Consider the following 23,911-nt stretch of genomic DNA (forward strand, 5'->3'; position numbering starts at 1 on the left):
TGCGCCGCTATGCGGGCAGCGGCCGGTCCCGCACCACGTGCTTCATCACCAGCGTCGAGGTCAGCCGCTGCACGCCCGGCAGGGTCGCGAGGCGCTCGTCGTACAGCCGCTGGAAGGCGGCGAGGTCGGCGGTGGCCACCCGCAGCAGGTAGTCGGGTTCGCCGAACAGCCGCTGGGCGTCCAGCACGTGCTCCAGCTCGCTGACCGCCCGCTCGAACTCGGCGACCGTGTCCCGGTCCTCCTGCCGCATGGAGACGAAGACCAGCGCCTCGAAGTTCAGCCCGAGCGCGGCCGGGTCGACCACCGCCCGGTAGCCCTGGACGGCACCGGACCGCTCCAGCTCGCGCAGCCGCCGGTGGCAGGGCGAGACGCTCAGGCGTACCCGGGCGGCCAGCTCGGTCACGGTCAGCCGCCCGTCCTGCTGCAGCTCGGCAAGGATTTTCCGATCGACGTCGTCCATGAAGAAGATATTTGCTCAGAAACCGCGATCATGGGCAAACTTCAGGAACACTTTCGGGCCATTCACGCCTAATGTCCCCAGCATGGACTCGGGACTGCTCTTCTCCTTCCTCGCCGTGGACCTGCTGCTGGTGTGCGTGCCGGGCGCCGACTGGGCGTATGTCATCGCGACCGCCCTGCGCGGCCGCTCGGTGCCGCGCGCGGTGGCGGGGCTGGTCTCGGGGTACGCCCTGCACACGGCCCTGGCGACGGCGGGCCTTGCGGTGCTGGTGGCGGGCTCGCCCCGGCTGCTGACGGCGCTGACGGTGGCGGGCGCCGGGTATCTGCTGTGGCTGGGCTGGGGTGTGCTGCGCCGCCCGGCCCTGCCGGGGGCGGCGGACGAGACGCCCGGCGCCGACCGCCGGCTCTTCCTGCGGGGCGCCACGATCAGTGGTCTGAACCCCAAGGGTCTGCTGCTCTACCTCTCGGTGCTGCCCCAGTTCCTCACGCTCACGGGCGCCCATCTCCCGGTGTCCGCGCAGACGGCGGCGATGGGGCTGCTCCACATGGCGTGCTGTGCGGCCGTCTACCTCACTGTCGGTGTGCTCGCCCGTGTGCTGCTGGCGGCCCGGCCGGCGGCGGCTCGCGCGGTCACCCGCACGTCGGGGGCGGCGATGCTCGGAATCGGCGCGTTTTTGCTGGTGGAGCGGTTGGCAACGCTTTAGCTTCGCTGCGGCCGGGGGGGTCGTGGGGCGCCGGGTCCGTGCGTTGGCTGCGGCTGCGTCGTGGCTTGTCGCGCAGTTCCCCGCGCCCCTGGGGGACTGCCGGGCCCTCGGCCGTTCCGCACCCTGGGCACCCGCGGGCGCCGGGTCCGTCGGTCGACTGCGGCAGCATCGTCGCTGGTCGCGCAGTTCCCCGCGCCCCTGGGGAACTGCCGGGCCCTCGGCCGTCCGGCACCCTGGGCACCCGCGGGCGCCGGGTCCGTCGGTCGACTGCGGCAGCGTCGTCGCTGGTCGCGCAGTTCCCCGCGCCCCTGGGGAGCTGCCGGGCCCTCGGCCGTTCCGCACCCTGGGCACCCGCGGGCGCCGGGTCCGTCGGTCGACTGCGGCAGCGTCGTCGCTGGTCGCGCAGTTCCCCGCGCCCCTGGGGAACTGCCGGGCCCTCGGCCGTCACCGTACTCACGCCCGTAGCCGTACATGCACCCACGCCGCGCCCGCGCTCACGTCCGTAGCCCTACCCGCCCGCAGCCATAGCCGTAGTCGTAGCCGTAGTCGTCGTCGCGGTCAGGGGTTTTGGCGGGTGAGGCGGAAGAGGCGGATCTCTCGGGTTACGCGGGCCTGGTAGGTGGCGTACGGCGGCCAGAAGGTCAGGAGTTCGGTCCAGGCGGCGGTCCGTTCCTCGGCTGTGAGCAGGTGTGCCGTGACGGGGATGTCCCGGCCGTGCCAGCTGATCGAGGCGTCCGGGTGGGCCAGCAGGTTGTGGGTCCAGGCGGGGTGGCCGGTCCGCCCGAAGTTGGAGCCGACCAGGAGCCAGCCCTCGCCGTCCTCCTCCGGCATGCAGGCGAGCGGGGTCCGGCGGGGCAGCCCGCTGCGGGCGCCGGTGGAGGTGAGGATCACCCCGGGCAGCATCCGGGCGCTGAGCAGCACCCGCCCCCGGGTCAGCCGGTGCACGGCCCGGTCCACGGCCGGGACCACATGCGGGGCGACCTTCGCGAAGGCCCGGGTGGCGGACACCTTCTGCACGAACCGCACGCCGGCGCCGGCCATCAGAGGGCCGCCTCCCCGCGCACGAACCGCACGCCGGCGCCGGCCATCAGAGGGCCGCCTCCCCGCGCACGAACAGCCCCGCGGTCTCGGCGGCCGCCTCCCGCAGCCGGTGCACCGGCCCGAACAGCAGCTCGTCCCCGGCCGCCCGCTTGAAGTACAGGTGGGCCTCGTGCTCCCAGGTGAACCCGATCCCGCCGTGCAGCTGGATCGCCTCCCCCGCCGCGCACCGCAGCGCCTCCAGCCCCTGCGCGAGGGCGAGCCCGCCCACCCGCTCCCCGTTCACCGTCGCCCAGGCGGCGTAGTGGGCGGCCGAGCGGGCGGCCTGCACGGACACATACACATCCGCGAGCCGGTGCTTCACCGCCTGGAAGGAGCCGACGGCCCGCCCGAACTGCTCCCGCTGTCCGACGTACTCGACGGTCCGCTCCAGCGCCCGGCCGGCGGCTCCCACGGCCTCGGCCGCGAGCACGGCGGCGGCGGTCTCCCCGAGTGCGGCGAGGGCGGGGAGCACGTCGGCGTCGGCGGTGCCCAGCAACTCGGCCGTCACGTCCCGCAGCTGGACCCTCCCCTGCGGCCGGGTGACGTCGAGTGCGGTCTGCCGGGCCCGTACGACGCCCTCGGCGTCCCCTTCGACCAGGAACAGCAGCGTGCGGGAGCGCGCGAACCCGCCGGTGTGCGCGGCGACGACGAGCAGCCCGGCGCTGTGCCCGTCCAGCACCTGGTCGACCTGCCCGTACAGCCGCCAGCCCGCCGTGGTGTGCCGGGCCTGCACACCACCGGCCCTGCCCCCGCCGGCCCACTCCCCTCCGTTGTGGCCGGTCAGGGCGAGGGCGGTGGTGAGGGCGGGGCCGGGGACGGCGAGGGTGGCGGTGCGGGTGCCGGCGGCGAGGCGGGGCAGCAGTTCGGCCCGCTGGGCCTCGGTGCCGAGGGCGAGGATCAGCGGGGCCGCGAGGACGGAGCTGGCCAGCAGCGGGGACGGGGCGAGGACGCGTCCCGCCTCCTCACCGGCGAGGGCGAGTTCGGTGACCGAGCAGCCGACGCCGCCGTAGGCCTCGGGGAGCGCGAGGCCCGGCAGTCCGAGCTGGTCGGCGAGGGCGGACCACAGGTCGGGGTCGTGGCCGGCCGGGCCGGCGACGGCGGCTCGCAGCTCCTCGGCGCCACAGCGTTTGCGGAGCAGTTCGCGCAGGGTGCGGCGGATCTCGTCCTGCTCGGCGGTGAGGCGCGTGTCCATGGCTGATCCGATCCTTCCGACCTGATCTGACGGTGCGTCATATTAGGGCGGACGGAGGGGGAAGCCCAGGGGTACGGCACCTGCCGCGCCGCACCGGATCTGATGTACCGTCAGATTCATGATGCCCGGGAGCCGGAAAGTCGCCGTGGCCGGAGTGGCCCTCTCCGACTGCGGCCGCGTGGACGACGCGACCCCGTACGCCCTGCACGCCCAGGCGGCCCGCCGCGCCCTCGCGGACGCGGGCCTGGACCGCGCCCTGGTGGACGGCTTCGCCTCCGCGGGCCTCGGCACCCTCGCCCCGGTGGAGGTCGCGGAGTACCTGGGCCTGCGCCCCACCTGGGTGGACTCCACCTCCGTGGGCGGCTCGACCTGGGAGGTCATGGCGGCGCACGCGGCGGACGCGATAGCGGCGGGCCACGCCAACGCTGTCCTGCTGGTCTACGGCTCGACAGCGCGGGCGGACATCCGGGCGGGCCGCAGGACCGGGAATCTGTCCTTCGGCGCGCGCGGGCCCCTCCAGTTCGAGGTCCCCTACGGGCACACCCTGATCGCCAAGTACGCGATGGCCGCCCGCCGCCACATGATCGAACACGGTACGACCATCGAGCAGCTGGCGGAGGTGGCCGTGCAGGCGAGGGCCAACGCGGCCCTGAACCCGGCGGCGATGTTCCGCGAGCCGATCACGGTGGACGAGGTCCTGGCCGGGCCGATGATCGCCGACCCCTTCACCAAGCTGCACTGCTGCATCCGCTCCGACGGCGGGGCCGCCGTACTGCTGGCGGCCGAGGAGTACGTGCGGGACTGCCGTACGCCTCCCGTGTGGATCCTCGGCACCGGCGAGCACCTCTCCCACGCCACGATGTCCGAGTGGCCCGACTTCACGGTCTCCCCGGCGGCGGTCAGCGGACGGCTGGCCTTCGAACGGGCCGGGGTGCGCCCCTCCGAGATCGACTTCGCCGAGATCTACGACGCCTTCACCTATATGACCCTGGTGACCCTGGAGGACCTGGGCTTCTGCGGGAAGGGCGAGGGCGGGGCGTTCGTGGAGAAGGGCCGGCTACGGGTGCGCGGCGGCGAGCTGCCGGTGAACACGGACGGGGGCGGCCTGTCGGCCCAGCACCCCGGCATGCGGGGACTGTTCCTGCTCGTGGAGGCGGTGCGACAGCTGCGCGGGGAGGCCGGCGAGCGCCAGGTGCACGGCAGGGACGGCGAACCGCCGCGGCTGGGGGTGGCGTCGGGGACCGGCGGGTGGTTCTGCTCCTCGGGGACCGTGGTCCTGGCCCGGTGACCGGCCGGCGCCCGAAGGGCGAAAGGGCTTCCCCGTCCGCCGGTGGGGCCGAGCGATTCATGGACGCCCTCGCCGCCGAGACGCCGAGATACCGAGACGCCGAGACGCCGAACATGGCGCGCGGAAGTCGAGTGCGGAAACCCACCCGCACCACTCCGCTAACATGTTCGAACTTGCGACGATCTCCCTCATCGCCCGCCCTTCACCGGAAAACCATGTCATCCGGCACAAAGAGTGACCTGGTTAACTAAATAGCAAATCGGCCAAATAATTGACATCTATAACATCGCGGGTGTTTTCGCGAATAAACAGCAGAATGACGTTCTCCGCGTGGCGTCGGCCACGCGCGATCCTGTGGGCCACGGCGGGCGTGGTGGCCCTCGGATTCCTCGTCGCGCTGGAGTTCGCCGCACGTCACTACGGCCTGCCCGGGCCGATCACCAACCAGGCCCGTGAGGTCGTGTATCCGCCCAAGTCGGGGCCGCTGCTGTACGCCAGCATGGCGTTGACGATGGTGGTGCTCACCTGGCGGCAACGGTTCATCGCGGCGGCCGTCGCGATCGGCATCGACGTCGTCTTCTTCCTGGTGCGGTGGGCGGTCGACGCCAGGACGACCGGCGGCCACCCCTTCGGCAACGGCGCGTTGTGGGTGATCCTGGGCTGCGCGGTCATCGCCGTCACGCGCCGCACGGGCCCAGAACGCGTCCTGCTGCTGAAGGGCGTCGGGCTGGGCCTGCTGCTGGTGGCCGGCCGCAAGACCGGCGACACCTGGCTGCTCATCACGTCGAAGACCCGCCCGGCCGTGCTCGACCCGTACGTCGCGACCGCCGATCACGCGCTGGGCAACCCGTCGTGGCTGGTGGGCCGGCTCGTCAGGGCCACCGGTCCGGTCGGCGCCCATGTGCTCGACTGGGTCTACATCCAGCTCGCGGTGGCCGCGGTCGTCGTCGCGCTGTACCAGCTGCGCAACGTGGCGGCCGAGCGCCGCTTCCCGCGCCATCATCTGGTCCGCACGTTCCTGGTGATCGGCCTCCTCGGGCCGGCCATCTACATGATCTTCCCGGTGGTCGGACCGGTCTTCGCCTACGGCGCCGACGGCGGGCACTGGGCGGTGGCCGGCCTGTGGCCGAACACGCCGCCGCCGGTCGGTGCCCCGCACCCGATGGCATTCGACGGGATCACCCCGCGCAACTGCATGCCCAGCCTGCACACGGCGTGGGCCACCACGATCTTCATTCATTCCCGAAGGGGCCCGCGGATTCTGCGATTCGCCGGCACGTTCTGGCTGATCGCCACGCTCGGCGCAACACTGGGCTTCGGCTACCACTACGGCGCGGATCTCGTTGCCGGCGTGGTGTTCGCGTTCACGGTCGAGGCCGCTCTGCGCTCGCTCGAACGCGGCTGGGACCGGCCGGGAATCCAGCTGGTCGCGCACGGCGCAGCGGTCTTCACCGCACTCCTGCTGTCATATCGGTATCTGCCGCTGGAAATGGCCGAACATCCGTGGGTGTTCGGACCGCTTCTCATTCTGGCGATGGCCTCGGTGGTCCACGCCTACATGCGGACCACCAGACTGTGGGAACCGAAAGCCGCGCCGGCGCCGCAACCGGAACCACGACCCGAAGTCGAACTGGTCTGAACACCGGTCCGCCCGGCCACGCACCGCTCAGTCCTCGTCCCGCAGTCTGCGCCAGATACGGGTGCGGTGCAGCACATAGAGGGCGATGACCACGACGGACGCCTGGAGGCCCACGGCGAGCAGCCAGAAGACGATCCTGCTCTCCAGCTCGTCGGTCAGATAGGTGAAGTTCATGCCGAAGAAGCCGGTCAGGAAGGACAGCGGCAGGAAGATCGTCGACACGATGGCCAGCCGGTTGATCACGCCGTTCTGCTCGCCGGCGACCAGGGAGGCGTAGCTGGCGAAGGCGCGGCGGGCGGCTTCCTGGAGGGACTCGATCGTCGCCAGGACCAGCCTCGCCGCGTGCTGGAACTCGCGGGCGAGCCGCTGCCGCTCCATCGGGAAGTCGCGGCTCATCATCCTGCGGGTGAAGACCTCGTCCACCGCCTGGAGGTAGGGCAGCAGCGAGCGGTGCAGCAGGGCGGAGTGCCGGCGCAGCTGGGACAGCCGGTAGACCTGCGCGGGGGTCCTTCCCTGGAACATGGCGTCCTCCAGCTCCTCCACCAGCAGCAGGTCCTGCACGGCGGCCCGGCGAAAGGTCTCCAGCGCCTCCTGGAGCATCAGGAAGAGCAACGCCACGGCGTCGGGAGGCCGTTCGGTGCGCAACTGCGCGGTGATGCTCGCCGCCAGGCCCGCCCTGCCCCGGTGCGCGGTGACCAGGAACCGGTCGCTCGCCAGCGCGTGGAGATGAGCGACCCGGTCGTCATGGACCACCGGTACGACGAACCCGGCCCGGTCCCCGAGGAACTCGGCCCGCGCGGGCTCCCCCGCCCTGCCGAACCAGTCCAGTTCCCCGGACCCCAGGCCGAGCCGGCGCGCGATGGGCTCCCCCTCGGCCGCCTCCCCCTCAGCCGGCTCCCTCTCGACAGTCGGCCTCTCCGCCGTCGGCCTCGCCGCCCGCGCCTCCTCCAGCAGTTCGACGTCGACAAGCAGGAAGCGGGCGGTGGCGAGCCGCTCACGGGCTCCGGACACGTCCGTACGCGTCGTGGCCCCCTCCGGCATCGACACCACCGTTACGATCATCGCCCCTCACCGTCGGTCCCGGCGCCCAGGGTCCCAGCGTGCGCACGGCCCGGCCCGCCCGCACCCGGAGGCACTCGCGTGCCCCGCCCGGTGGGCCCGGACGGGTGACGGACCCACCCGCCCCCGCGGAGACGGCGGCGACGGCGCCCGGAAACGCCGTACGGCCGACGCCGCCCGGAAGCGCGGTGGAGCCGGCGCCTCTCCGGGAGCGCGGCGGCGCCCGCACCGGTGCCGCACGGCCCGGCGATACTCGGCCCATGGCACACGAGGATCTCCACGACATGCTGCGCGCGCTGCGGGTCTGGTCGCCCGAGGTGACGGAGCTGCGCCCGTTCGACCCGGACACCGCCCCGCCGACACCCCTGCTCCTGTTCACGAGCTGGTTCGCGGAGGCGGTGCGGGCGGGCCAGCCGGAGCCGCACACGATGTCGCTCGCGACGACGGACGAGGAGGGCAGGCCGGACGTGCGGGTCGTGATGCTGCACGGTGCCGACGCGGAGGGCTGGTCGTTCGCGACGCACTCCACGAGCCGCAAGGGCCGGGAGCTGAGCGCCCACCCGTACGCGGCGCTGGCCTTCTACTGGCCGGTGCTGGGGCGCCAGGTACGGGTGCGCGGGCCGGTGACGTCGGCGCCCTCCGCGGAGAGCCAGGCGGATCTGCACGCCCGCTCGACGGGAGCGCTGGCGGCGGCGCTCACCGGACGGCAGAGCGAGGAGCTGGCCTCGGTGGAGGAGTTGAGGCGCGCCTCGCGGACGGCGTGGGAGAGGGCCCGGGAGAACCCGGCCGAGCCCTCGCCCACGTGGACGCTGTACCGGCTGCGGCCGGAGATGGTGGAGTTCTTCCAGGGGGACGCCGAGCGACGCCACGTACGACTGGAGTACCGGCACACGGGGTTCGGCTGGAGCCGCGGGCTGCTGTGGCCCTGACGCCCTCCGCCCAGGTGCCGGGGTGCCCCGTCGTCAGTCCGTGAACTCCCGCACCGCGAAGTCCGCGACACCCCGGTATCCGATCCGCTGGTAGAGCCCGTTGCTCGTGGGATGGGCGAGGTCGGCGAAGAGAAGGACCTCCGCCGTCCCGGAGTCCAGGGCGGCGCCGCTCACCTCGGCGGTCACCGCGCCCGCGTAGCCGTGGCCGCGCAGGTCCGCCGGGGTGTACACCGGTGCCACCCGAACCTGGCCCGCCGTCCTGGGGGGGCACCCCGGCCATGGAGACCGGGGTGCCGTCGGGGGTCTCCCAGAGGGTGATGCCCCCGCGCCCGATCCGGGCGTCGGCCCATTCGCCGGGGTCCCGACAGAGCAACGGCTGTCCCGGTCGTGGCTCAGGTGCCAGGTGTCCGCATGCATGCGGTCATGATTCCGGTCGGCCGCCCGGCCTGAACACCGGTTTTCCCTCCCGGAACGTCACCCGCAGGGGCATCCCGGCCACCGGCTCCCCCGGCCCGCACTCCACCAGCTCCGTCATCATCCGCGGCCCCTCGGCCAGGTCCACCACCGCGGCCACGTACGGGGTGCGGTCGCCGAAGGGCGGGAGGTCGTTGCGGTGGACCGTGGACCACGTGTAGAGGGTCGCCCGGCCGCTCGCCTCCTCCCAGGCCACCTCCTCGCTCCAGCAGTGCGGGCAGAACTCGCGCGGGTAGTGGTGGGCCCGGCCGCAGGTCCCGCAGCGGCGGAGCAGGAGCCGGCCCGCCGCGGCGGCCTCCCAGTAGGGCCGGGTGAAGCCGTCGACCTCGGGGATGTCGTAGCGCGCCGTGCTCATCGGAACCACCCGGCCGTCGCCATCGACCCCACCCCGCCGCCTTCATGGGCCCCGACGCGCCGCGCCCCCACCACGCCGCGCCTGCCCCGCGCCCGCCCCGTCACCCGCATCAGAACCACCCCAGCGCCGCGTCCAGCGACCACGCCTGCCACGCCATGCCGAAGAAGCCGACCAGCGAGATCAGCGCCATCATCGAGTTCTGCCCCTGCTCCGCCCAGTCGTGGATCATGAGGACGAAGTAGAGGACGTTCAGGACCAGGCCGCCCAGCAGGGCCACCGGGGTCAGGAAGCCCAGGATCAGGCCGAGGCCCAGGGCGAGTTCGGCGTACGCCACGATGTACGCCATCAGTTTCGGCCGCGGTTTCACCACCGTCTCGAAGCCCGCCCGCACCGGGGCCCAGCGGTGTTCCGCCGCCACGTCCGCCGCCCAGGCGATGCCCGTCCCGCGCTGGAACCAGGCCTTCTTGTCCTTGTGCCGCCAGCTCTCCAGCCACCACAGGCCGAGGCCCATGCGCAGCACCGCCAGCCACTCCGCGCCGTCCAGCCAGATCGCGTCCATGACATCTGACGGTACGTCAGATCACTGGGAAAGCCGAGGGGTCCGCCGTCGATCGGCCGTGAGTCCGGCGGACAGCTGCGGGTCCCCCATGCATCACCCGGCGCCTCCGCCTCCGGTGCCACCCCGCCGGCACCACCCCTCCAGTGCCGCCTCCTCCGGTGCCGCCTCCCGCGGCGAGGTGCCGGGCACACAGCCAGGGGCCGGCTCAGGGGGCATGATCCCCCGGAGCGGTCCGGCGGCTCCGGAGGGCCGCGGTACCCGTCCGGGGCCGCCCTTCGGACACCGTCTCCGACCATCCGGGGCGACTACGACACCTGTCCCACCCACTCCTCCCACAGCCGTGATCAATCCGCAACCAATTCCGGTCTTGACCGAGACCCATCAACCGAGTGTGTGATTACGCTCCCGCTCATGGCCGTCTCCCGTCCGTCTCCCGGACACCTCTCCCCGCCCCCCGCGGACCGCCCCGTCTACGTCATCGGCGCCGGTCCGGGCGGGCTCGCCGTCGCGTACGCACTGCGGGCCCGGGGCATACGGGCCGTGGTGCTGGAGAAGGCCGACCGGGTGGGCGCCTCCTGGCGGAACCACTACGACCGGCTGCACCTGCACACCACCCGCCGGCTGTCCGCCCTGCCGGGGCTCGCGATGCCGCGGAAGTTCGGCCGCTGGGTGTCCCGGGACAACGTGGTGCGCTATCTGGAGAAGTACGCCGAGCAGCACGAGCTGGAGATCGTCACCGGTGTGGAGGTCTTCCGCATCGAGCGCTCCGCGGACGGCGAGGGCTGGCTGCTGCACGCCTCCGGCGGGCGGGAGCTGACCGGCAGCGCGGTGGTCGTCGCCACCGGGTACAACCACACCCCGAAGGTCCCCGAGTGGCCCGGACTGGACGGCTACGGCGGGGAGTTCCTGCACGCCGGCCGCTACCGGAACGCCGGGCCGTACGCGGGCCGGGACGTGCTCGTCGTCGGTGTCGGCAACACCGGCGCCGAGATCGCCGTGGACCTGGTGGAGGGCGGGGCCGCGCGGGTGCGGCTGGCCGTGCGCACCGCCCCGCACATCGTGCGCCGCTCGTCCTTCGGATGGGCCGCCCAGTACACGGGCGTGCTGGTGCGCCGGCTGCCCGTGCGGCTGGTCGACCGGCTCGCGCGACCGCTGGCCGGGCTCACCGTCCCCGACCTGTCGGCCCACGGACTGCCCCGGCCGGACACCGGCTGCTACACCCGTGTCAACGAAGGCGCCATCCCCGTCCAGGACGTCGGCCTCATCGACGCCGTGCGGAAGGGGAAGGTGGAGGTCGTGGCCGCCGTCGAGGGGTTCGAGGACGGAAAGGTGATCCTCGCCGACGGGAGCCGGATCTCGCCGGACGCCGTGATAGCGGCCACCGGGTACGCGCGGGCGCTGGACGGGCTGGTCGGGCACCTCGGCGTGCTGAACGAGCGCGGGAGGCCGGTCGTGCACGGCCGGCGCACCCCGGCACAGGCGCCCGGGCTGTACTTCACCGGGTTCACCAACCCGATCAGCGGGATGTTCCGGGAACTGGCGATCGACGCGGAGAAGATCGCCAAGTCGGTGGCCGGGAGGCCCGCGTAGCCGTATACAACTTTGCCGTACCGACCCGTTCCTGACACTGCGTCAGTTCAGTAATCTGACAGTGCGTCAGTTACTTGGCAGTCACGACAGGAGCGGGCGGACGATGCTTGGATCAACCCACGGCACCCTCACCACCGACTCCCGCCGGGCCCGGGTCATCGCCTGCGGTGAGCAGCGGCCCGGACCCGCCGTCCACGGCCGGGCCGATTCCTTGGACGGCGCGGCCGGCGGGGCCGGCGCGCCCGACCTCGATGTCAGCGGACGGCCGTTGTACACGGACGTTCCGGATCTGGCGCGGTTCTTCCGGCCCGAGTCGGTCGCCGTGATCGGCGCCTCGGACGCCGAGGGGCGGCCGAACACCGGGATCACCCGTCAGCTGCTGGCCTGGGCCGAGCGGGTGGGGGCGCGGGTGCATCCGGTGCATCCGACCCGGCCGTCCGTGTTCGGCGTCCCCTGCGTGCCGTCGGTCGGCGGGCTGCCCGAACAGGTCGACCTGGCCGTGCTGCTGGTGGCGGACCCGCTGCCGGTGATCGAGGAACTCGCCGAGGCGAAGGTGAAGTTCGCCGTGGCCTTCGCGTCCGGGTTCGCGGAGACCGGTGCGGAGGGGGCCGAGGCGCAGGAGCGGCTCGCCCGGGCCGTACGGCGCTCGGGGCTGCGGCTGCTCGGGCCGAACACCAACCTGAACGCCTTCGAGCGGTTCCGGGACGACCTGGACGGCCCCGCGATCGCGCTCATCACCCAGTCCGGGCACCAGGGCCGGCCCGTCTTCTCGCTCCAGGAGCTGGGCATCCGGCTCTCCCACTGGGCGCCGACCGGCAACGAGGCCGATCTGGAGACCGCCGACTTCATCTCGTACTTCGCCGAGCAGCCCGGGGTCGGCGCCATCGCCTGCTACGTCGAGGGGCTCAAGGACGGCCGTGCCTTCCTGCTGGCCGCCGACCGCGCCGCCCGCCGCGGAGTGCCGGTGGTCGCGGTGAAGGTGGGCCGCACGGAGGAGGGCGCCCGTACGGCGGCCACGCACACCGGCAAGCTCACCGGCGCCGACGACGTGGTGGACGCGGCCATGCGGCAGTACGGCGTCGTCCGCGTCGACGGCCTCGACGAACTCCAGGACACGGCCGCCCTGTTGGCGCGGGCGCGGCCCCCACGGGCCGAGGGCGTGGTCGTCTACTCCATCTCCGGCGGCACCGGCGCCCATGTCGCCGACCTCGCCGCCGGGCTGGGGCTGCGGCTGCCGACGCTGTCGCCGGACCGGCAGGCCGAGCTGCACCAGTGGATCCCCGAGTACCTCGGCGTGGCCAACCCGGTGGACAACGGCGGGCATCCGGTCGGCGACTGGCGCGGCCGGAAGATCATCGACGCGATCCTCGCCGACCCGGAGGTCGGGGTGCTGATCTGCCCGGTGACCGGCCCCTTCCCGCCCCTCAGCGACAAGCTCGTACGCGACCTGGTGGAGGCGGCCGAGGAGACGGACAAGCTGGTGTGCGTGGTGTGGGGGTCACCGGTCGGCACCGAGCCGGCGTACCGGGAGGTGCTGCTCGGCTCCTCCCGCGTGGCCACCTTCCGCACGGTCGGCAACTGCCTCACCGCCGTCCGCGCCTGGCTCGGCCACCACCGCTTCGTGAGCGGCTACCGCTCCCCCTTCGACGAGGCCCCGCGCACCCCCTCCCCCTCCTTCCGCAAGACCGAGGCCCTGATGCGGCCCGGTCAGCAGCTCAGCGAGCACGCGGCCAAGCAGCTGCTGCGCGCCTACGGCATCCGGGTACCGCGCGAACAGCTGGTCACCAGCGCGGCGGCGGCCGTACGGGCGGCCGGTCAGGTCGGCTATCCGGTGGTGATGAAGGCCTCCGGCGCGCAGATCGCCCACAAGACGGAACTGGGTCTGGTGAAGATCGGTCTCACCTCGGCCAGCCAGGTCCGGGACGCCTACCGGGAGCTGACCGACATCGCCCGCTACGAGGGTGTGTCGCTGGACGGTGTCCTGGTGTGCCAGATGGTCGAGCAGGGCGTCGAGATGGTCGTCGGGATGACCCATGACGCGCTGTTCGGGCCGACGGTGACCGTCGGGCTCGGCGGGGTGCTGGTGGAGGTGCTGCGCGACGCCGCCGTACGGGTGCCGCCGTTCGGCGAGGAGCAGGCCCGGGACATGCTCGCCGAACTGCGCGGGCGGGCGCTGCTGGACGGGGTGCGCGGACGGCCGCCGGCCGACCTGGACGCCCTCGTGGAGGTCGTCCTGCGCGTCGAGCGGATGGCGCTCGAACTGGGCGGGCGCCTCGCCGAGCTGGACATCAACCCGCTGATGGTGCTGCCCCGCGGGCAGGGCGCGGTGGCGCTGGACGCGCTGGTGGTGTGCCGATGAGCGACGAAACGGTTCGCCACGAGGTCCGCGGCCAGGTCGCACATGTGACCCTGGACCGCCCCGAGGCCCTGAACGCCCTCACGCCCGGCGACCGGGACCGGCTGATCGCCCTGCTGGAGGAGGCGTCGGCGGACCCGGACATCCGGGCCGTCGTCCTCACCGGCACCGGACGCGGTTTCTGCGCCGGCGCGGACCTGCGCGGCGGGGCGGCCGGCGGGGAGCGCGTCCCGGGGGACGTGGCCCGCACGCTCCGCCTCGGCGCCCAGCGGCTCGTCTCCGCCGTACTGGACTGCGAGAAGCCGGTGATCGCCGCCGTGAACGGCACGGCGGCCGGGATCGGCGCACATCTCGCGTTCGCCTGCGACCTGGTCCTGGCGGCCGAGTCGGCCCGCTTCATCGAGGTGTTCGTACGGCGCGGCCTGGTACCGGACGGCGGCGGTGCGTACCTGCTCCCCCGGCTGATCGGACCGCAGCGGGCCAAGGAGCTGATGTTCTTCGGGGACGCGGTCACGGCGGCGGAGGCGGAACGGCTGGGACTGGTCAACCGGGTCGTCCCGGACGGCGGACTGGCGAAGACCGCCGGCGAGTGGGCGGCCCGCCTGGCCACCGCTCCCACCCGGTCCCTGGCCCTGACCAAGCACCTGGTGAACACGTCCCTGGACACCGACCGCACCACGGCCTTCGCCGCCGAGGCGTCCGCCCAGGAGATCAACATGACCACGGAGGACGCCCGGGAGGGGCTGCGGGCGTTCGCGGAGCGCAGGGCAGCGGAGTTCCGGGGGCGGTGAGGCTCAGCCGGACCGCCGCAGGATCCACACGGTGCCCACGTCCTCGTCGCCGTACCGCGCGAACAGTTCGGGGGCGTGCTCGGTGCCGCTGAACGCCCAGTGCGTGGCGCGGCCGCAGTCGAGCCGGAGCAGAATGCCGTCGCGCCCGGTGTCGTCGGGCTCCCAGGTGCCCGATCCGCCGCACATGGTGTAGTCCGTGACGCCCGAACCGCTCTTCCTGGAGACGAGCGGCAGCCTGGTGGCCTCGGCGTGGCCGCCCGGACGCAGCCGCAGCCGCGCACCGCTCGCACCCTGCCAGACACCGGTGAGCTGGGCGGTGGTGAGCCGCGGCGGCTCGTACCGCGGGAGCAGGCCGGTCGCGGTGGCCGTCAGCCCGCCGCCGAGGGCGAGGACGGCGAGGACGGGGGAGAGGAGGGCGGCGCGGCCCCAGATGCCCCACTGCCGCCAGGTGCGCCCGCGGACGCGGGCGACCCACAGCGAGGGCAGCACGCCGAGGGCGGTCAGGAGCGGGACGGTGAGGGTGGGCGGGTGCCCGGCGAGGGTGGCGAGCAAGCCCCACGCGACGGCCGGTGCGACCGGAGCCGCGAGGTGCCAGGCCCAGGTCCGGCCGCCGAGACGACGGCGCCCGAACCGGGCGAGCAGCACCGCGGGCAGCGTCAGCGCGAGGGGCTGCGCCAGGGCCACGACCGGAACGAGTACGGCCTCGATGACGAGGAAGACCACTGCGGCGAACGAGGTGTACCCGCCGCCGTGGTCGTCGTGGCCGAGGCCGGCGATCCACCAGAGCACGGAGGCCGCCGGAAGCTGCGCCGCGCTCATGGCCGCCGCCGCGCCGAAGTCCCGGAACGACCAGCCCGGATCGGCGGCCCGGGGCCGCCCGCGCTTCTCTTCCCGCCCCATGGACGCAGAGCCTACGGAGTTCTCCTCTCCCGTCCACACGACCCTTCACATCTGACGAGCCGTCAGCTTCAATGGGTGACGTGATGGGACAAGCAGGGGCGGCGGCGGCTGCCGTCCGTTGGTTCGGGTCGGCCCCGGCACCGGGGCCCGTGGAGGCGCTGCCGCGCCCGGAGTTGCGGTGCGTCCGCGAGGACGAGCGGGCGCCGCTGGACCGGACGGAGTTCCGCCGTGTGCTGGGGAACTTCGCGACCGGTGTCACCGTGGTGACGGCACCGCCCACCGAGGGCTCGTCGTCCCCGGCGGGCTTCGCCTGCCAGTCCTTCTCCTCCCTCTCCCTCGACCCGCCCCTGGTCTGCTTCATGGTGGGCCGCACCTCGACGACCTGGCCGCGCATCGCCCGCGCCGGTTCCTTCTGCGTCAACGTGCTCGGCGCCGGCCAGGGCGGCCTGTGCCGGGCGTTCGCGGTCAGCGGCGCGGACAAGTTCGCGGGGGTCGTCCACGACGCGGCCCCCGTCTCCGGGGCGCCCCGCCTGGCCGGCGCCGTGGCATGGCTCGACTGCACGATCCACGCCGTGCACACCGGGGGCGACCACCTGATCGTCGTCGGCCGGGTGGACGCGCTGGGCACCGGCGGGGCGGAGGACCCGCTGCTCTTTCACCGAGGGCGGTTCGGGCGGCTCGACGGCACCTGAGCCCGCCCCGCCCGGGCCGCGATCGGCACGCGCACGAACGGCGAAGCGGAACGGCAGGTCCACCAACCGCTCATCGGGCCAGCGGAGATGGGGTGCGGTGCGTCATGGGCCGAACCCGCCTCGGACGGCAGGGCGGGGCTCAGGAGGCGGCCAGTGCGGAGGCCGCCGGGCGGCGCCTGATCACCAGTGCCATCAGGGCCGCCGCCGCGCACAGGGCGCCGGAGGCGTGCCAGACCATGTCGTACGAGCCGAAGACGTCCCGGGCGACGCCGCCGAGGAAGGCGACCAGGGCCGCGCCGACCTGGTGGGAGGCGAGCACCCAGCCGAAGACGATGGCGCTGTCCTCGCCGTACTGCTCCCGGCACAGCGCCAGGGTGGGCGGGACGGTGGCCACCCAGTCGAGGCCGTAGAAGACGATGAAGAAGATCATCGGCAGGTGGACCGCCGGGCCCAGCAGCATGGGGAGGAAGAGGAGGGAGATGCCGCGCAGGGCGTAGTAGACGGCGAGCAGGCGGCGCGGTTCGAAGCGGTCGGTGAACCAGCCGGAGGCGATGGTGCCGACGACGTCGAACACACCGATCACCGCGAGCAGTGAGGCCGCCGCCCTGACAGGCATGCCGTGGTCGTGCGCGGCGGGCACGAAGTGGGTCTGGACGAGGCCGTTGGTGGAGGCGCCGCAGATCGCGAAGGTGCCGGCGAGCAGCCAGAAGGGTCCGGTGCGCACGGCGGAGGAGAGGACCGTCAGGGTGCGGCGGGCGGCTCCGGTGACCGGCGCCGGCTTGGGTACGAACTCCTTGGCACCGTACGGCTTCAGGCCCACGTCGGCGGGGTGGTCGCGCAGCAGGAGCCAGACGAACGGGACGACGGCGAGGGCGGCCAGGGAGACCGTCACGGCGGCCGGGCGCCAGTCGTGGGCCTCGACCATCCAGGACAGCAGCGGCAGGAAGACCAGCTGGCCGGAGGCGGAGGCGGCGGTGAGGATGCCGCTGACCAGGCCGCGCCGCTCGGTGAACCACCGGTTGGTGACCGTCGCGGCGAAGGCCAGCGCCATGGACCCCGAGCCGAGGCCCACCAGCAGGCCCCAGCACAGCAGCAGCTGCCAGGCCGCCGTCATCCACACGGTCAGGCCGGAGCCGACCGCGATCACGGTCAGCGCGACGGCGACGACCCGGCGGATGCCGAAGCGGTCCATGAGCGCGGCGGCGAAGGGCGCGGTGAGGCCGTACAGCGCGAGGTTGATGGAGACGGCCGCGCCGACCGTGCCGCGGGACCAGCCGAACTCCTGGTGCAGGGGGTCTATGAGCAGGCCGGGCAGGGAACGGAAGGCAGCCGCGCCGATGATCGTGACGAAGGTGACGGCGGCGACGAACCAGGCGCGGTGCACGCGGCGGCGCCGGGCGGGCGGAGCCTGGACCGGGGCTGCGGCTTCAGTTGTCTGAGTCACGTCATCGAGGGTCCTGTTTCCGGTCCCGTGCATCGAGTGGCCCGAAGGACAGTATTCGCTAGGATCGGGCCATGAGTGTCGGCCAGGATTTCCGTCCGCACCGGATCGTCGTTCTCGCCCTGGACGGTCTGCTCCCCTTCGAACTGGGCATACCGCACCGGATCTTCGGGCGCCCGCGGGACGCCGAGGGCCGGTGTCTGTACGAGGTGGTGACCTGCTCGGTCCGGCCGCCCGGCCCGGTCGAGACGGACGCCGACTTCGCCGTGCAGGTCCCGCACGGCCCGGAGGCCCTGGAGACGGCCGACACGGTGATCGTCCCGGCGTCGTACGAACTCGGCCCGGTCTACGAGGAGGGCAGGCTGACGGACGAGCTGGCCACCGCACTCGGCCGCATCCGGCCCGGCACCCGGCTGGCCTCCATCTGCACCGGCGTGTACGTCCTGGCCGCCGCCGGTTTCCTCGACGGCCGGCCGGCCACCACGCACTGGGCGGACGCCGAACGGTTCCAGCGGATGTTCCCGCAGGTGCGGGTGGACGCCGACGTGCTGTTCATCGACGACGGCGACGTGCTGAGCTCGGCCGGAGTGGCCGCGGGGATCGACCTGTGCCTGCACATCGTGCGCCGCGACCACGGCACGGCGATCGCCAACGACGTGGCCCGCCGCACGGTCGTCCCGCCCCACCGCGACGGCGGCCAGGCCCAGTACATCCACCGCCCCCTCCCGGATCCGCAGCTGGCCACCACGACCGGCGCCCGCGCCTGGGCCCTGGGCCGGCTGCACGAGCCGATCCAGCTGCGGGACATGGCCGAACAGGAGGCCATGTCCGTGCGCACCTTCACCCGCCGCTTCCGCGAGGAGGTCGGCATCAGCCCAGGACAGTGGCTCACCCAGCAGCGCGTCGAACGCGCCCGCCACCTCCTGGAGTCCACCGGTCTCTCGGTCGACCAGGTGGCCCGCGACGCGGGCTTCGGCACGGCCCAGTCGATGCGCCAGCACCTGCAGCAGGCCCTCGGGGTGACCCCGACGGCATACCGGCGGACCTTCCGGACGGGGGCCAACGGCTCCGGCGAGGGGTACGGAGAGGCGGGCGGGGCGGGGCGGCGGGGGTGAGGACACCGGCGTGCGGAGGACGGGGTGAGGGCAACGGGGTGACAGGGTGAGGGCAATTGAGCGACGGGGGACGGGGTGACGAGGTCGCGGTGACGAGCACGCGGCGACGAGGACACGGCAGCAAGGACACGGCGACGGCAACGGGGTGATGAGGGCGGCCGGGGGCTACGGCACCGTCGGCAACCGGTCCTGGTCACCCGGGGACACCACGGCAGCGTGCCCCGCCCTTGCCCCTCGGCCCGACCGGCGTATCTCCCCCCACCAGCCGACCCCGGTCAGCGTCAGGGTCAGCCCCACCGCCGCCAGGATCGCCGTCGAGGGAGCCGTCCAGGTGAGCAGGGCGCCCGCCAGGGAGCCGGTGGCCGCGTATCCGGCGCCGACGGCCGCGTACATGACCGAATAGGCGGCGGCCATGGCCACCGGCATCCGGGCGCCGATGGCCACGCAGGTCCAGGTCAGCACCTGTTTCGAGACGACGTCGCGGTAGCTCATGCGATGACGGTAGGGGTACCCACCGACAGGCGCCGCCGCACTTCCCCCCGCCTGTGGACAACTCCACGGATGTGGACAACTCCGCGGATACGGATGGGGACAACTCTGCGCACGTGGACAAGGGCACGGACGTGGACAAGGGCACCGGGCGTGCACAACCGCACCGGACGTGAACAGCCGCATAACTGGACAACCGCACCGGGCGTGAACAGCCGCACGGCTGGACAACCGCACCGGACGCCACGGACCGCACGGACATCGACAAGGGTACGGACGCCACCCACCGCACGGACATCGGCAAGAGCACGAACGCCACCCACCGCACGGACATCGGCAAGAGCACGAACGCCACCCACCGCACGGACATCGGCAAGAGCACGGACGCCACCCACCGCACGCACGGCGACAACTGCGCGGCCGCGGACGCCCGTCGCCCTCTCAGAAGGTGAGCACCCCCCGCGCCACCCGTCCCGCCTCCGCGTCGGCCCTCGCCTTCTCGAAGTCCTCCACCGGGTAGGCGGCCGTCACCAACTCGTCCAGGAGCAGCCGGCCCTGGCGGTACAGCTCGGCGTACAGGGGGATGTCCCGCTGGGGGCGGGAGGAGCCGTAGCGGCAGCCGAGGATCGCCTTGTCCAGGAACATCGAGGAGACGAGGAAGGACGCCTCGGCGCTCGCCCGGGGCACTCCGAGCAGGACGGCCTGGCCGTGGCGGTCGAGCAGGTCGATCGCCCGGCGGATCAGCTCCACCCGGCCGACGCACTCGAAGACATGGTCGGCGCCGGTGGGCAGGATGTCCCGGACGCCGTCCGTGGAGGTCAGGAAGTCGGTCGCGCCGAACTGCCGGGCCGCAGTCTCCTTCGCCGGGTTGGCGTCCACGGCCACGATCCTGAGCGCCCCGGCGATCCGCGCGCCCTGCAGGACGTTCAGCCCGATGCCGCCGGTGCCGATGACGACCACGCTGTCCCCGCGGTCCACCCGCGCCCGGTTGAGGACCGCGCCGACCCCGGTGAGCACCCCGCAGCCGATCAGCGCCGCCGCCTGCAGCGGGACGTCCTTCGGGATCCGCACCGCCTGCACCGCCTTGACGACCGTGCGTTCCGCGAACGCCGAGTTGGAGGCGAACTGGTACACCGTCCGGCCGCCCCGCGTGAACGGCTGCTGCGGACGGCCGATCGCCTGCCGGCACATCGTCGGGCGGCCCCGGTCGCACTCCGCGCACGTACCGCAGTTGGCGAGCGTGGACAGGGCCACATGGTCGCCGGGGGCCACATGGGTCACGCCCGCGCCCACGGCCTCGACCAGGCCCGCACCCTCGTGGCCCAGCACCACGGGGACCGGGAAGGGGATGGTGCCGTCCACCACCGAGAGGTCGCTGTGGCACAGCCCGGCCGCCGAGATCGCCACCAGCACCTCACCGGGCCCCGGCTCCCGTACCGCCAGGTCGTCCACCACCTGGACCTGCTTGCCGTCGAACACCACGCCACGCATCACACGACCCCCTTCGGCTCTCTCGGCAGGCCGAGCACCCGCTCGGCGATGATCGTGCGCTGGATCTGATCCGAGCCGCCGTAGATGGTGTCGGCCCGGGAGAAGAGGAACAGGTGCTGGTCGGGGTCGAGTGCGTACGGCGCCGACGGCGACCAGTCCGCGGGACCTGCGGAGGCCGCCGCGCCGCGGACCTGGACGGCCAGTTCCCCGAGCCGCTGGTGCCAGGTGGCCCACAGCAGCTTGGCCACGCTGGGCGCGCCCGCGTCGCCGCAGCCGCCGAGGGTGCGCAGGGCGTTCCAGCGCATGGTCCGCAGTTCGGCCCACTGGCGCACGAGCCGGGCGCGTACGACCGGGTCGTCGGCGGCGCCGGTGCGCAGGGCCGTGCGTACGACCTGTGCCAGCTCCTCGGCGAATCCGATCTGCTGGGCGAGCGTCGACACCCCGCGCTCGAAGCCGAGCAGGCTCATCGCCACCTGCCAGCCCTGCCCCGCTCCCCCGACGACATGCTCCTCGTGCGCGCGTGCCCCGTCGAAGAAGACCTCGTTGAAGTCGCTCGTGCCGGTCATCTGCCGGATCGGCCGGACCTCGATGCGGCCCGGCTGGTCCATGGGGACGAGCAGGAAGGAGAGACCGTGGTGGCGGCGCGAGTCCGGTTCGGTCCGGGCCAGGACGAAACACCAGTCGGCCTCGTGGGCGAGGGAGGTCCAGATCTTCTGCCCGGTGATCCGGTAGGACGAGCCCTCGCGCACCGCCGAGGTACGGATGCCCGCCAGGTCGGAGCCGGCGTCCGGTTCGCTGTACCCCTGGCACCACAGTTCCTCCCCGGCCGCGACGGGCGGCAGGAAACGGCTCTTCTGCTCGGCGGTGCCATGGGCGATGAGGGTGGGGGCGAGCAGATTCTCCCCGATGTGCCCGGACCGCGGGGGCGCGCCCGAGCGGGCGTACTCCTCGGCCCAGGCGACCTGCTGGGTGAGGGTGGCGGTGCGGTTGCCGTACCCCGACTCGGGCCAGCCGAGTCCGATCCAGCCCGACCCGCCGAGGGTCCGCTCCCAAGCACGCCGGTCCGGGACACGGCCGGCGTGCGCGGCCAGCCAGGAGCGGACCTCCGTACGGAACACCTCGTCCTCTGCCGTGAATCCGAAGTCCATGGGGCCTCCCTTGAAAGCACCGGGCGACATCCGCGCCCCGAGGGGGCGCGGGGAACTGCGCGACCAGCCACGAACAACCCGCGGACGCCCGACCGGAACGCCTCCCGAGCTCTCAGGCGTTCGGCCGGGAACCCTCGCGTGCCGCACTCTCCATCGCCGCCAGCCGCGCAAGCATCGGCATCGGATCCACCCCCACCGACCCCGGCAGAAACGCGGCGATCGTCTCCGGCGTCCATCCGCCGGAGGCATACGCCGCACGGAGTTCACGCGGCTGGGCCCACACCGCGATCTTCGGCCCGGCGATCGTGTACACCTGCCCGGTGATGCCCTGGTCCTTCGCGGGGTCGGACAGCAGGTACACCACCAGCGCCGCCACGTCCTCCGGTTCGCCGATCTCCGTCAGCTCCGTCGGGACGCCCGCCGACATCCGCGTACGGGCCACGGGGGCGACGGCGTTCGCGGTGACCCCGTACTTGTGCAGCCCGAGAGCCGCGCTGCGGACCAGCGAGATGATCCCGCCCTTCGCGGCGCTGTAGTTGGCCTGCGAGACGGAGCCCTGGTGGTTGCCGCTGGTGAAGCCGATGAGGGTGCCGGACTTCTGCTTCCGCATCACGGCCGAGGCGGCCCGGAAGACGGTGAACGTGCCCTTGAGATGGGTGGCGACCACCGGGTCCCACTCCTGCTCGGACATGTTGAACAGCATGCGTTCGCGCAGGATCCCGGCGACGCAGACGACCCCGTCGAGGCGCCCGTACGAGGACAGGGCCGTTTCCACGACCCGCTGTCCGCCGGTCATGGTCGAGATGTCGTCGGCGACCGCCACCGCTTCTCCGCCCGCCGCCTCGATCTCCTTGACGACGGCCTCGGCGACCTCGCTGGTCGGTGAGGTGCCGTCGGTGGACACCCCGTAGTCGTTGACGACGACCTTCGCGCCCTCGGCCGCCGCCGCGAGCGCGACCGCACGCCCGATGCCCCGCCCGGCGCCCGTCACGGCGACCACCTTGCCTGCCAAGAAGTTCCCCACGTCCGGCCCCTTCCCGCGGTTTCTGACGGACCGTTAGATTTTATGACCCGTCAGATGTGCGGACACAAGCCCCGGGGAGGCACCGATGTCACTGCCCGCCGAGTTCCACGACATCGCCAAGCGCGTGAACAACTGGGGGCGTTGGGGGGCCGGCGACGAGATCGGCACCCTGAACCTGATCACCGACGAGGTGGTGCGCGGGGGCGCGGCCTGCATCCGCACCGGACGCAGGGTGCCGCTCGCGCTGCCGCTCCAGCAGGACGGGGTGCAGACCGGGATGATCCCCGGGCGGGTCAATCCGCTGCACGCGATGGTGCAGATCAACCAGGAGCTGTTCGGGCCGGGCACGGTGGCGTGCAGCGACGACGCGGTGACCATGGGGCTGCAGGCGGGCACCCACTGGGACGCGCTGACCCATGTCTCGCACTCCGGGAAGCTCTACAACGGCCGTCCGGCGCACACGGTCACCGCGCACGGCGGCGCGGAGTTCGCCGGCATCGACAAGGCGCGGCACGTCGTCTCGCGCGGGGTGCTGCTGGATGTGGCACGCGCGCGGGGCGTGGACCGGCTGGCGGGCGGGCACGCGGTCACACCGGAGGACCTTGCGGCGGCCGAGGAGTTCGGCGGGGTGCGGGTGCGGGCGGGGGACGTGGTCCTGGTCCGCACGGGCCAGATGCAGGTCTGCCTCGCCGGGGACAAGCACGGGTACGGCTATCCGTCGCCGGGCCTCTCGGTGCGCTGCCCGGAGTGGTTCCACGCGCGCGATGTGGCGGCGGTCGCCAATGACACGCTCACATTTGAGATATTTCCGCCGGAGATCGACAATCTATGGCTGCCCGTGCACGCCCTGGATCTGGTGGAGATGGGGATGCTCCAGGGCCAGAACTGGAATCTCGAAGAGTTGTCCACAGCCTGTGGAGAAGAAGGGCGGTACGCGTTCCTGCTGTCGGCGATGCCCGAGCCGTTCGTCGGCGCGACGGGGACACCGGTGGCGCCGATAGCCGTCCTGTGAGACCCGGCGAACATCCTGCGGCACCGGGCGGGAGGAGTGTGAAGTCCGCTCGGCGGCGGACGGGAGGAGCGTCAAGTCCGGTCGGTGTCAGGCAGGAGGAGCGTGAAGTCCGGTTGGCGGCGCG

Annotated in this window: 22 protein-coding genes and 1 pseudogene; 10 read left to right on the plus strand and 13 right to left on the minus strand. The window is 73.0% G+C overall.

Features of this window, described 5'->3' with window-relative positions; genetic code table 11:
• Positions 1–7 precede the first annotated feature (7 nt).
• The gene (locus tag ACZ7P3_RS23680; protein WP_472084752.1) at positions 8–460 is read right to left on the minus strand and encodes an Lrp/AsnC family transcriptional regulator; all 453 of its coding nucleotides are present in this window, start codon (positions 458–460) and stop codon (positions 8–10) included.
• 82 nt (positions 461–542) lie between these two features.
• Between ACZ7P3_RS23680 and ACZ7P3_RS23685 the strand changes: the two genes are divergently transcribed.
• Positions 543–1,163 (plus strand): LysE family translocator, encoded by a 621-nt coding sequence (locus ACZ7P3_RS23685; RefSeq protein ID WP_472084754.1) that lies wholly within the window; start codon positions 543–545, stop codon positions 1,161–1,163.
• A 558-nt stretch (positions 1,164–1,721) separates the two neighbouring features.
• On the opposite strand, the gene ACZ7P3_RS23690 is transcribed toward ACZ7P3_RS23685, so the two are convergent.
• Both ACZ7P3_RS23690 and ACZ7P3_RS23695 read right to left on the minus strand, forming a co-directional pair.
• Positions 1,722–2,204 carry a nitroreductase family deazaflavin-dependent oxidoreductase gene (locus ACZ7P3_RS23690; RefSeq protein ID WP_472084756.1) on the minus strand — a complete coding sequence of 161 codons (483 nt, stop codon included), beginning with the start codon at positions 2,202–2,204 and terminating at the stop codon, positions 1,722–1,724.
• A 46-nt stretch (positions 2,205–2,250) separates the two neighbouring features.
• Positions 2,251–3,435, minus strand: a complete 1,185-nt coding sequence (locus tag ACZ7P3_RS23695) for an acyl-CoA dehydrogenase family protein (protein WP_472084758.1) — start codon at positions 3,433–3,435, stop codon at positions 2,251–2,253.
• A 118-nt stretch (positions 3,436–3,553) separates the two neighbouring features.
• Between ACZ7P3_RS23695 and ACZ7P3_RS23700 the strand changes: the two genes are divergently transcribed.
• Together ACZ7P3_RS23700 and ACZ7P3_RS23705 are read left to right on the plus strand one after the other, a co-directional pair.
• A complete protein-coding gene (locus tag ACZ7P3_RS23700; protein ID WP_472084760.1) occupies positions 3,554–4,723 on the plus strand; it encodes a thiolase C-terminal domain-containing protein in 1,170 nt (389 codons plus the stop codon).
• Positions 4,724–5,039: 316 nt separating this feature from the next.
• Entirely contained in the window at positions 5,040–6,362 is a 1,323-nt protein-coding gene (locus ACZ7P3_RS23705) for a phosphatase PAP2 family protein (protein WP_472084762.1), read from the plus strand.
• A 27-nt stretch (positions 6,363–6,389) separates the two neighbouring features.
• Here the strand turns inward: ACZ7P3_RS23705 and ACZ7P3_RS23710 are convergent, their stop codons facing one another.
• Positions 6,390–7,424: a magnesium transporter CorA family protein gene (locus tag ACZ7P3_RS23710; protein WP_472084764.1), complete on the minus strand. Its 1,035-nt coding sequence runs from the start codon at positions 7,422–7,424 to the stop codon at positions 6,390–6,392.
• 257 nt (positions 7,425–7,681) lie between these two features.
• Here ACZ7P3_RS23710 and ACZ7P3_RS23715 point away from each other — a divergent pair, with 257 nt between their 5' ends.
• Positions 7,682–8,350, plus strand: coding sequence for a pyridoxine/pyridoxamine 5'-phosphate oxidase (locus tag ACZ7P3_RS23715; RefSeq protein WP_472084766.1), 669 nt, complete (start codon positions 7,682–7,684; stop codon positions 8,348–8,350).
• Between the two features lie 33 nt (positions 8,351–8,383).
• Here the strand turns inward: ACZ7P3_RS23715 and ACZ7P3_RS23720 are convergent.
• The 3 genes and pseudogenes from ACZ7P3_RS23720 to ACZ7P3_RS23730 all read right to left on the minus strand — a co-directional run.
• Positions 8,384–8,711: pseudogene (locus tag ACZ7P3_RS23720) on the minus strand (GNAT family N-acetyltransferase); the annotation flags it as partial.
• Between the two features lie 60 nt (positions 8,712–8,771).
• Positions 8,772–9,179 carry a Zn-ribbon domain-containing OB-fold protein gene (locus tag ACZ7P3_RS23725; protein ID WP_472084768.1) on the minus strand — a complete coding sequence of 136 codons (408 nt, stop codon included), beginning with the start codon at positions 9,177–9,179 and terminating at the stop codon, positions 8,772–8,774.
• 109 nt (positions 9,180–9,288) lie between these two features.
• Entirely contained in the window at positions 9,289–9,738 is a 450-nt protein-coding gene (locus ACZ7P3_RS23730) for a DoxX family membrane protein (protein ID WP_472084770.1), read from the minus strand.
• A gap of 411 nt (positions 9,739–10,149) precedes the next feature.
• Here ACZ7P3_RS23730 and ACZ7P3_RS23735 point away from each other — a divergent pair, with 411 nt between their 5' ends.
• The 3 genes from ACZ7P3_RS23735 to ACZ7P3_RS23745 all read left to right on the plus strand — a co-directional run bounded on the left by ACZ7P3_RS23735 (position 10,150) and on the right by ACZ7P3_RS23745 (position 14,475).
• Positions 10,150–11,328, plus strand: a complete 1,179-nt coding sequence (locus tag ACZ7P3_RS23735; RefSeq protein WP_472084772.1) for a flavin-containing monooxygenase — start codon at positions 10,150–10,152, stop codon at positions 11,326–11,328.
• 103 nt (positions 11,329–11,431) lie between these two features.
• On the plus strand, positions 11,432–13,687 hold the full coding sequence (locus tag ACZ7P3_RS23740) for an acetate--CoA ligase family protein (protein WP_472084774.1): 2,256 nt from the start codon (positions 11,432–11,434) through the stop codon (positions 13,685–13,687).
• Positions 13,684–14,475 (plus strand): enoyl-CoA hydratase/isomerase family protein, encoded by a 792-nt coding sequence (locus ACZ7P3_RS23745; RefSeq protein ID WP_472084776.1) that lies wholly within the window; start codon positions 13,684–13,686, stop codon positions 14,473–14,475. The genes ACZ7P3_RS23740 and ACZ7P3_RS23745 overlap by 4 nt, the downstream gene beginning before the upstream one ends.
• A gap of 3 nt (positions 14,476–14,478) precedes the next feature.
• Here ACZ7P3_RS23745 and ACZ7P3_RS23750 read toward each other — a convergent pair whose 3' ends face one another.
• Positions 14,479–15,375, minus strand: coding sequence for a hypothetical protein (locus ACZ7P3_RS23750; protein WP_472084778.1), 897 nt, complete (start codon positions 15,373–15,375; stop codon positions 14,479–14,481).
• Positions 15,376–15,458: 83 nt separating this feature from the next.
• Here ACZ7P3_RS23750 and ACZ7P3_RS23755 point away from each other — a divergent pair, with 83 nt between their 5' ends.
• Entirely contained in the window at positions 15,459–16,067 is a 609-nt protein-coding gene (locus tag ACZ7P3_RS23755; protein WP_472085229.1) for a flavin reductase family protein, read from the plus strand.
• 139 nt (positions 16,068–16,206) lie between these two features.
• On the opposite strand, the gene ACZ7P3_RS23760 is transcribed toward ACZ7P3_RS23755, so the two are convergent.
• Entirely contained in the window at positions 16,207–17,511 is a 1,305-nt protein-coding gene (locus ACZ7P3_RS23760; protein ID WP_472084779.1) for an MFS transporter, read from the minus strand.
• A 71-nt stretch (positions 17,512–17,582) separates the two neighbouring features.
• On the opposite strand from ACZ7P3_RS23760, the gene ACZ7P3_RS23765 reads away from it, so the two are divergent.
• Positions 17,583–18,623, plus strand: a complete 1,041-nt coding sequence (locus ACZ7P3_RS23765) for a GlxA family transcriptional regulator (protein ID WP_472084781.1) — start codon at positions 17,583–17,585, stop codon at positions 18,621–18,623.
• Positions 18,624–18,788: 165 nt separating this feature from the next.
• On the opposite strand, the gene ACZ7P3_RS23770 is transcribed toward ACZ7P3_RS23765, so the two are convergent.
• The 4 genes from ACZ7P3_RS23770 to ACZ7P3_RS23785 form a co-directional block, all read right to left on the minus strand.
• Positions 18,789–19,115: a hypothetical protein gene (locus ACZ7P3_RS23770; protein ID WP_472084783.1), complete on the minus strand. Its 327-nt coding sequence runs from the start codon at positions 19,113–19,115 to the stop codon at positions 18,789–18,791.
• A gap of 438 nt (positions 19,116–19,553) precedes the next feature.
• Positions 19,554–20,603, minus strand: a complete 1,050-nt coding sequence (locus ACZ7P3_RS23775; RefSeq protein ID WP_472084785.1) for a Zn-dependent alcohol dehydrogenase — start codon at positions 20,601–20,603, stop codon at positions 19,554–19,556.
• Positions 20,603–21,751 (minus strand): acyl-CoA dehydrogenase family protein, encoded by a 1,149-nt coding sequence (locus tag ACZ7P3_RS23780; protein WP_472084787.1) that lies wholly within the window; start codon positions 21,749–21,751, stop codon positions 20,603–20,605. Before ACZ7P3_RS23780 ends, ACZ7P3_RS23775 begins: the two co-directional genes overlap by 1 nt.
• 112 nt (positions 21,752–21,863) lie before the next feature.
• Positions 21,864–22,775 carry an SDR family NAD(P)-dependent oxidoreductase gene (locus tag ACZ7P3_RS23785; RefSeq protein WP_472084789.1) on the minus strand — a complete coding sequence of 304 codons (912 nt, stop codon included), beginning with the start codon at positions 22,773–22,775 and terminating at the stop codon, positions 21,864–21,866.
• A gap of 85 nt (positions 22,776–22,860) precedes the next feature.
• Between ACZ7P3_RS23785 and ACZ7P3_RS23790 the strand changes: the two genes are divergently transcribed.
• On the plus strand, positions 22,861–23,787 hold the full coding sequence (locus ACZ7P3_RS23790) for a cyclase family protein (RefSeq protein ID WP_472084791.1): 927 nt from the start codon (positions 22,861–22,863) through the stop codon (positions 23,785–23,787).
• The last annotated feature ends 124 nt before the right edge of the window (positions 23,788–23,911 follow it).

It is taken from the genome of Streptomyces sp. NPDC107581 (assembly GCF_055657175.1).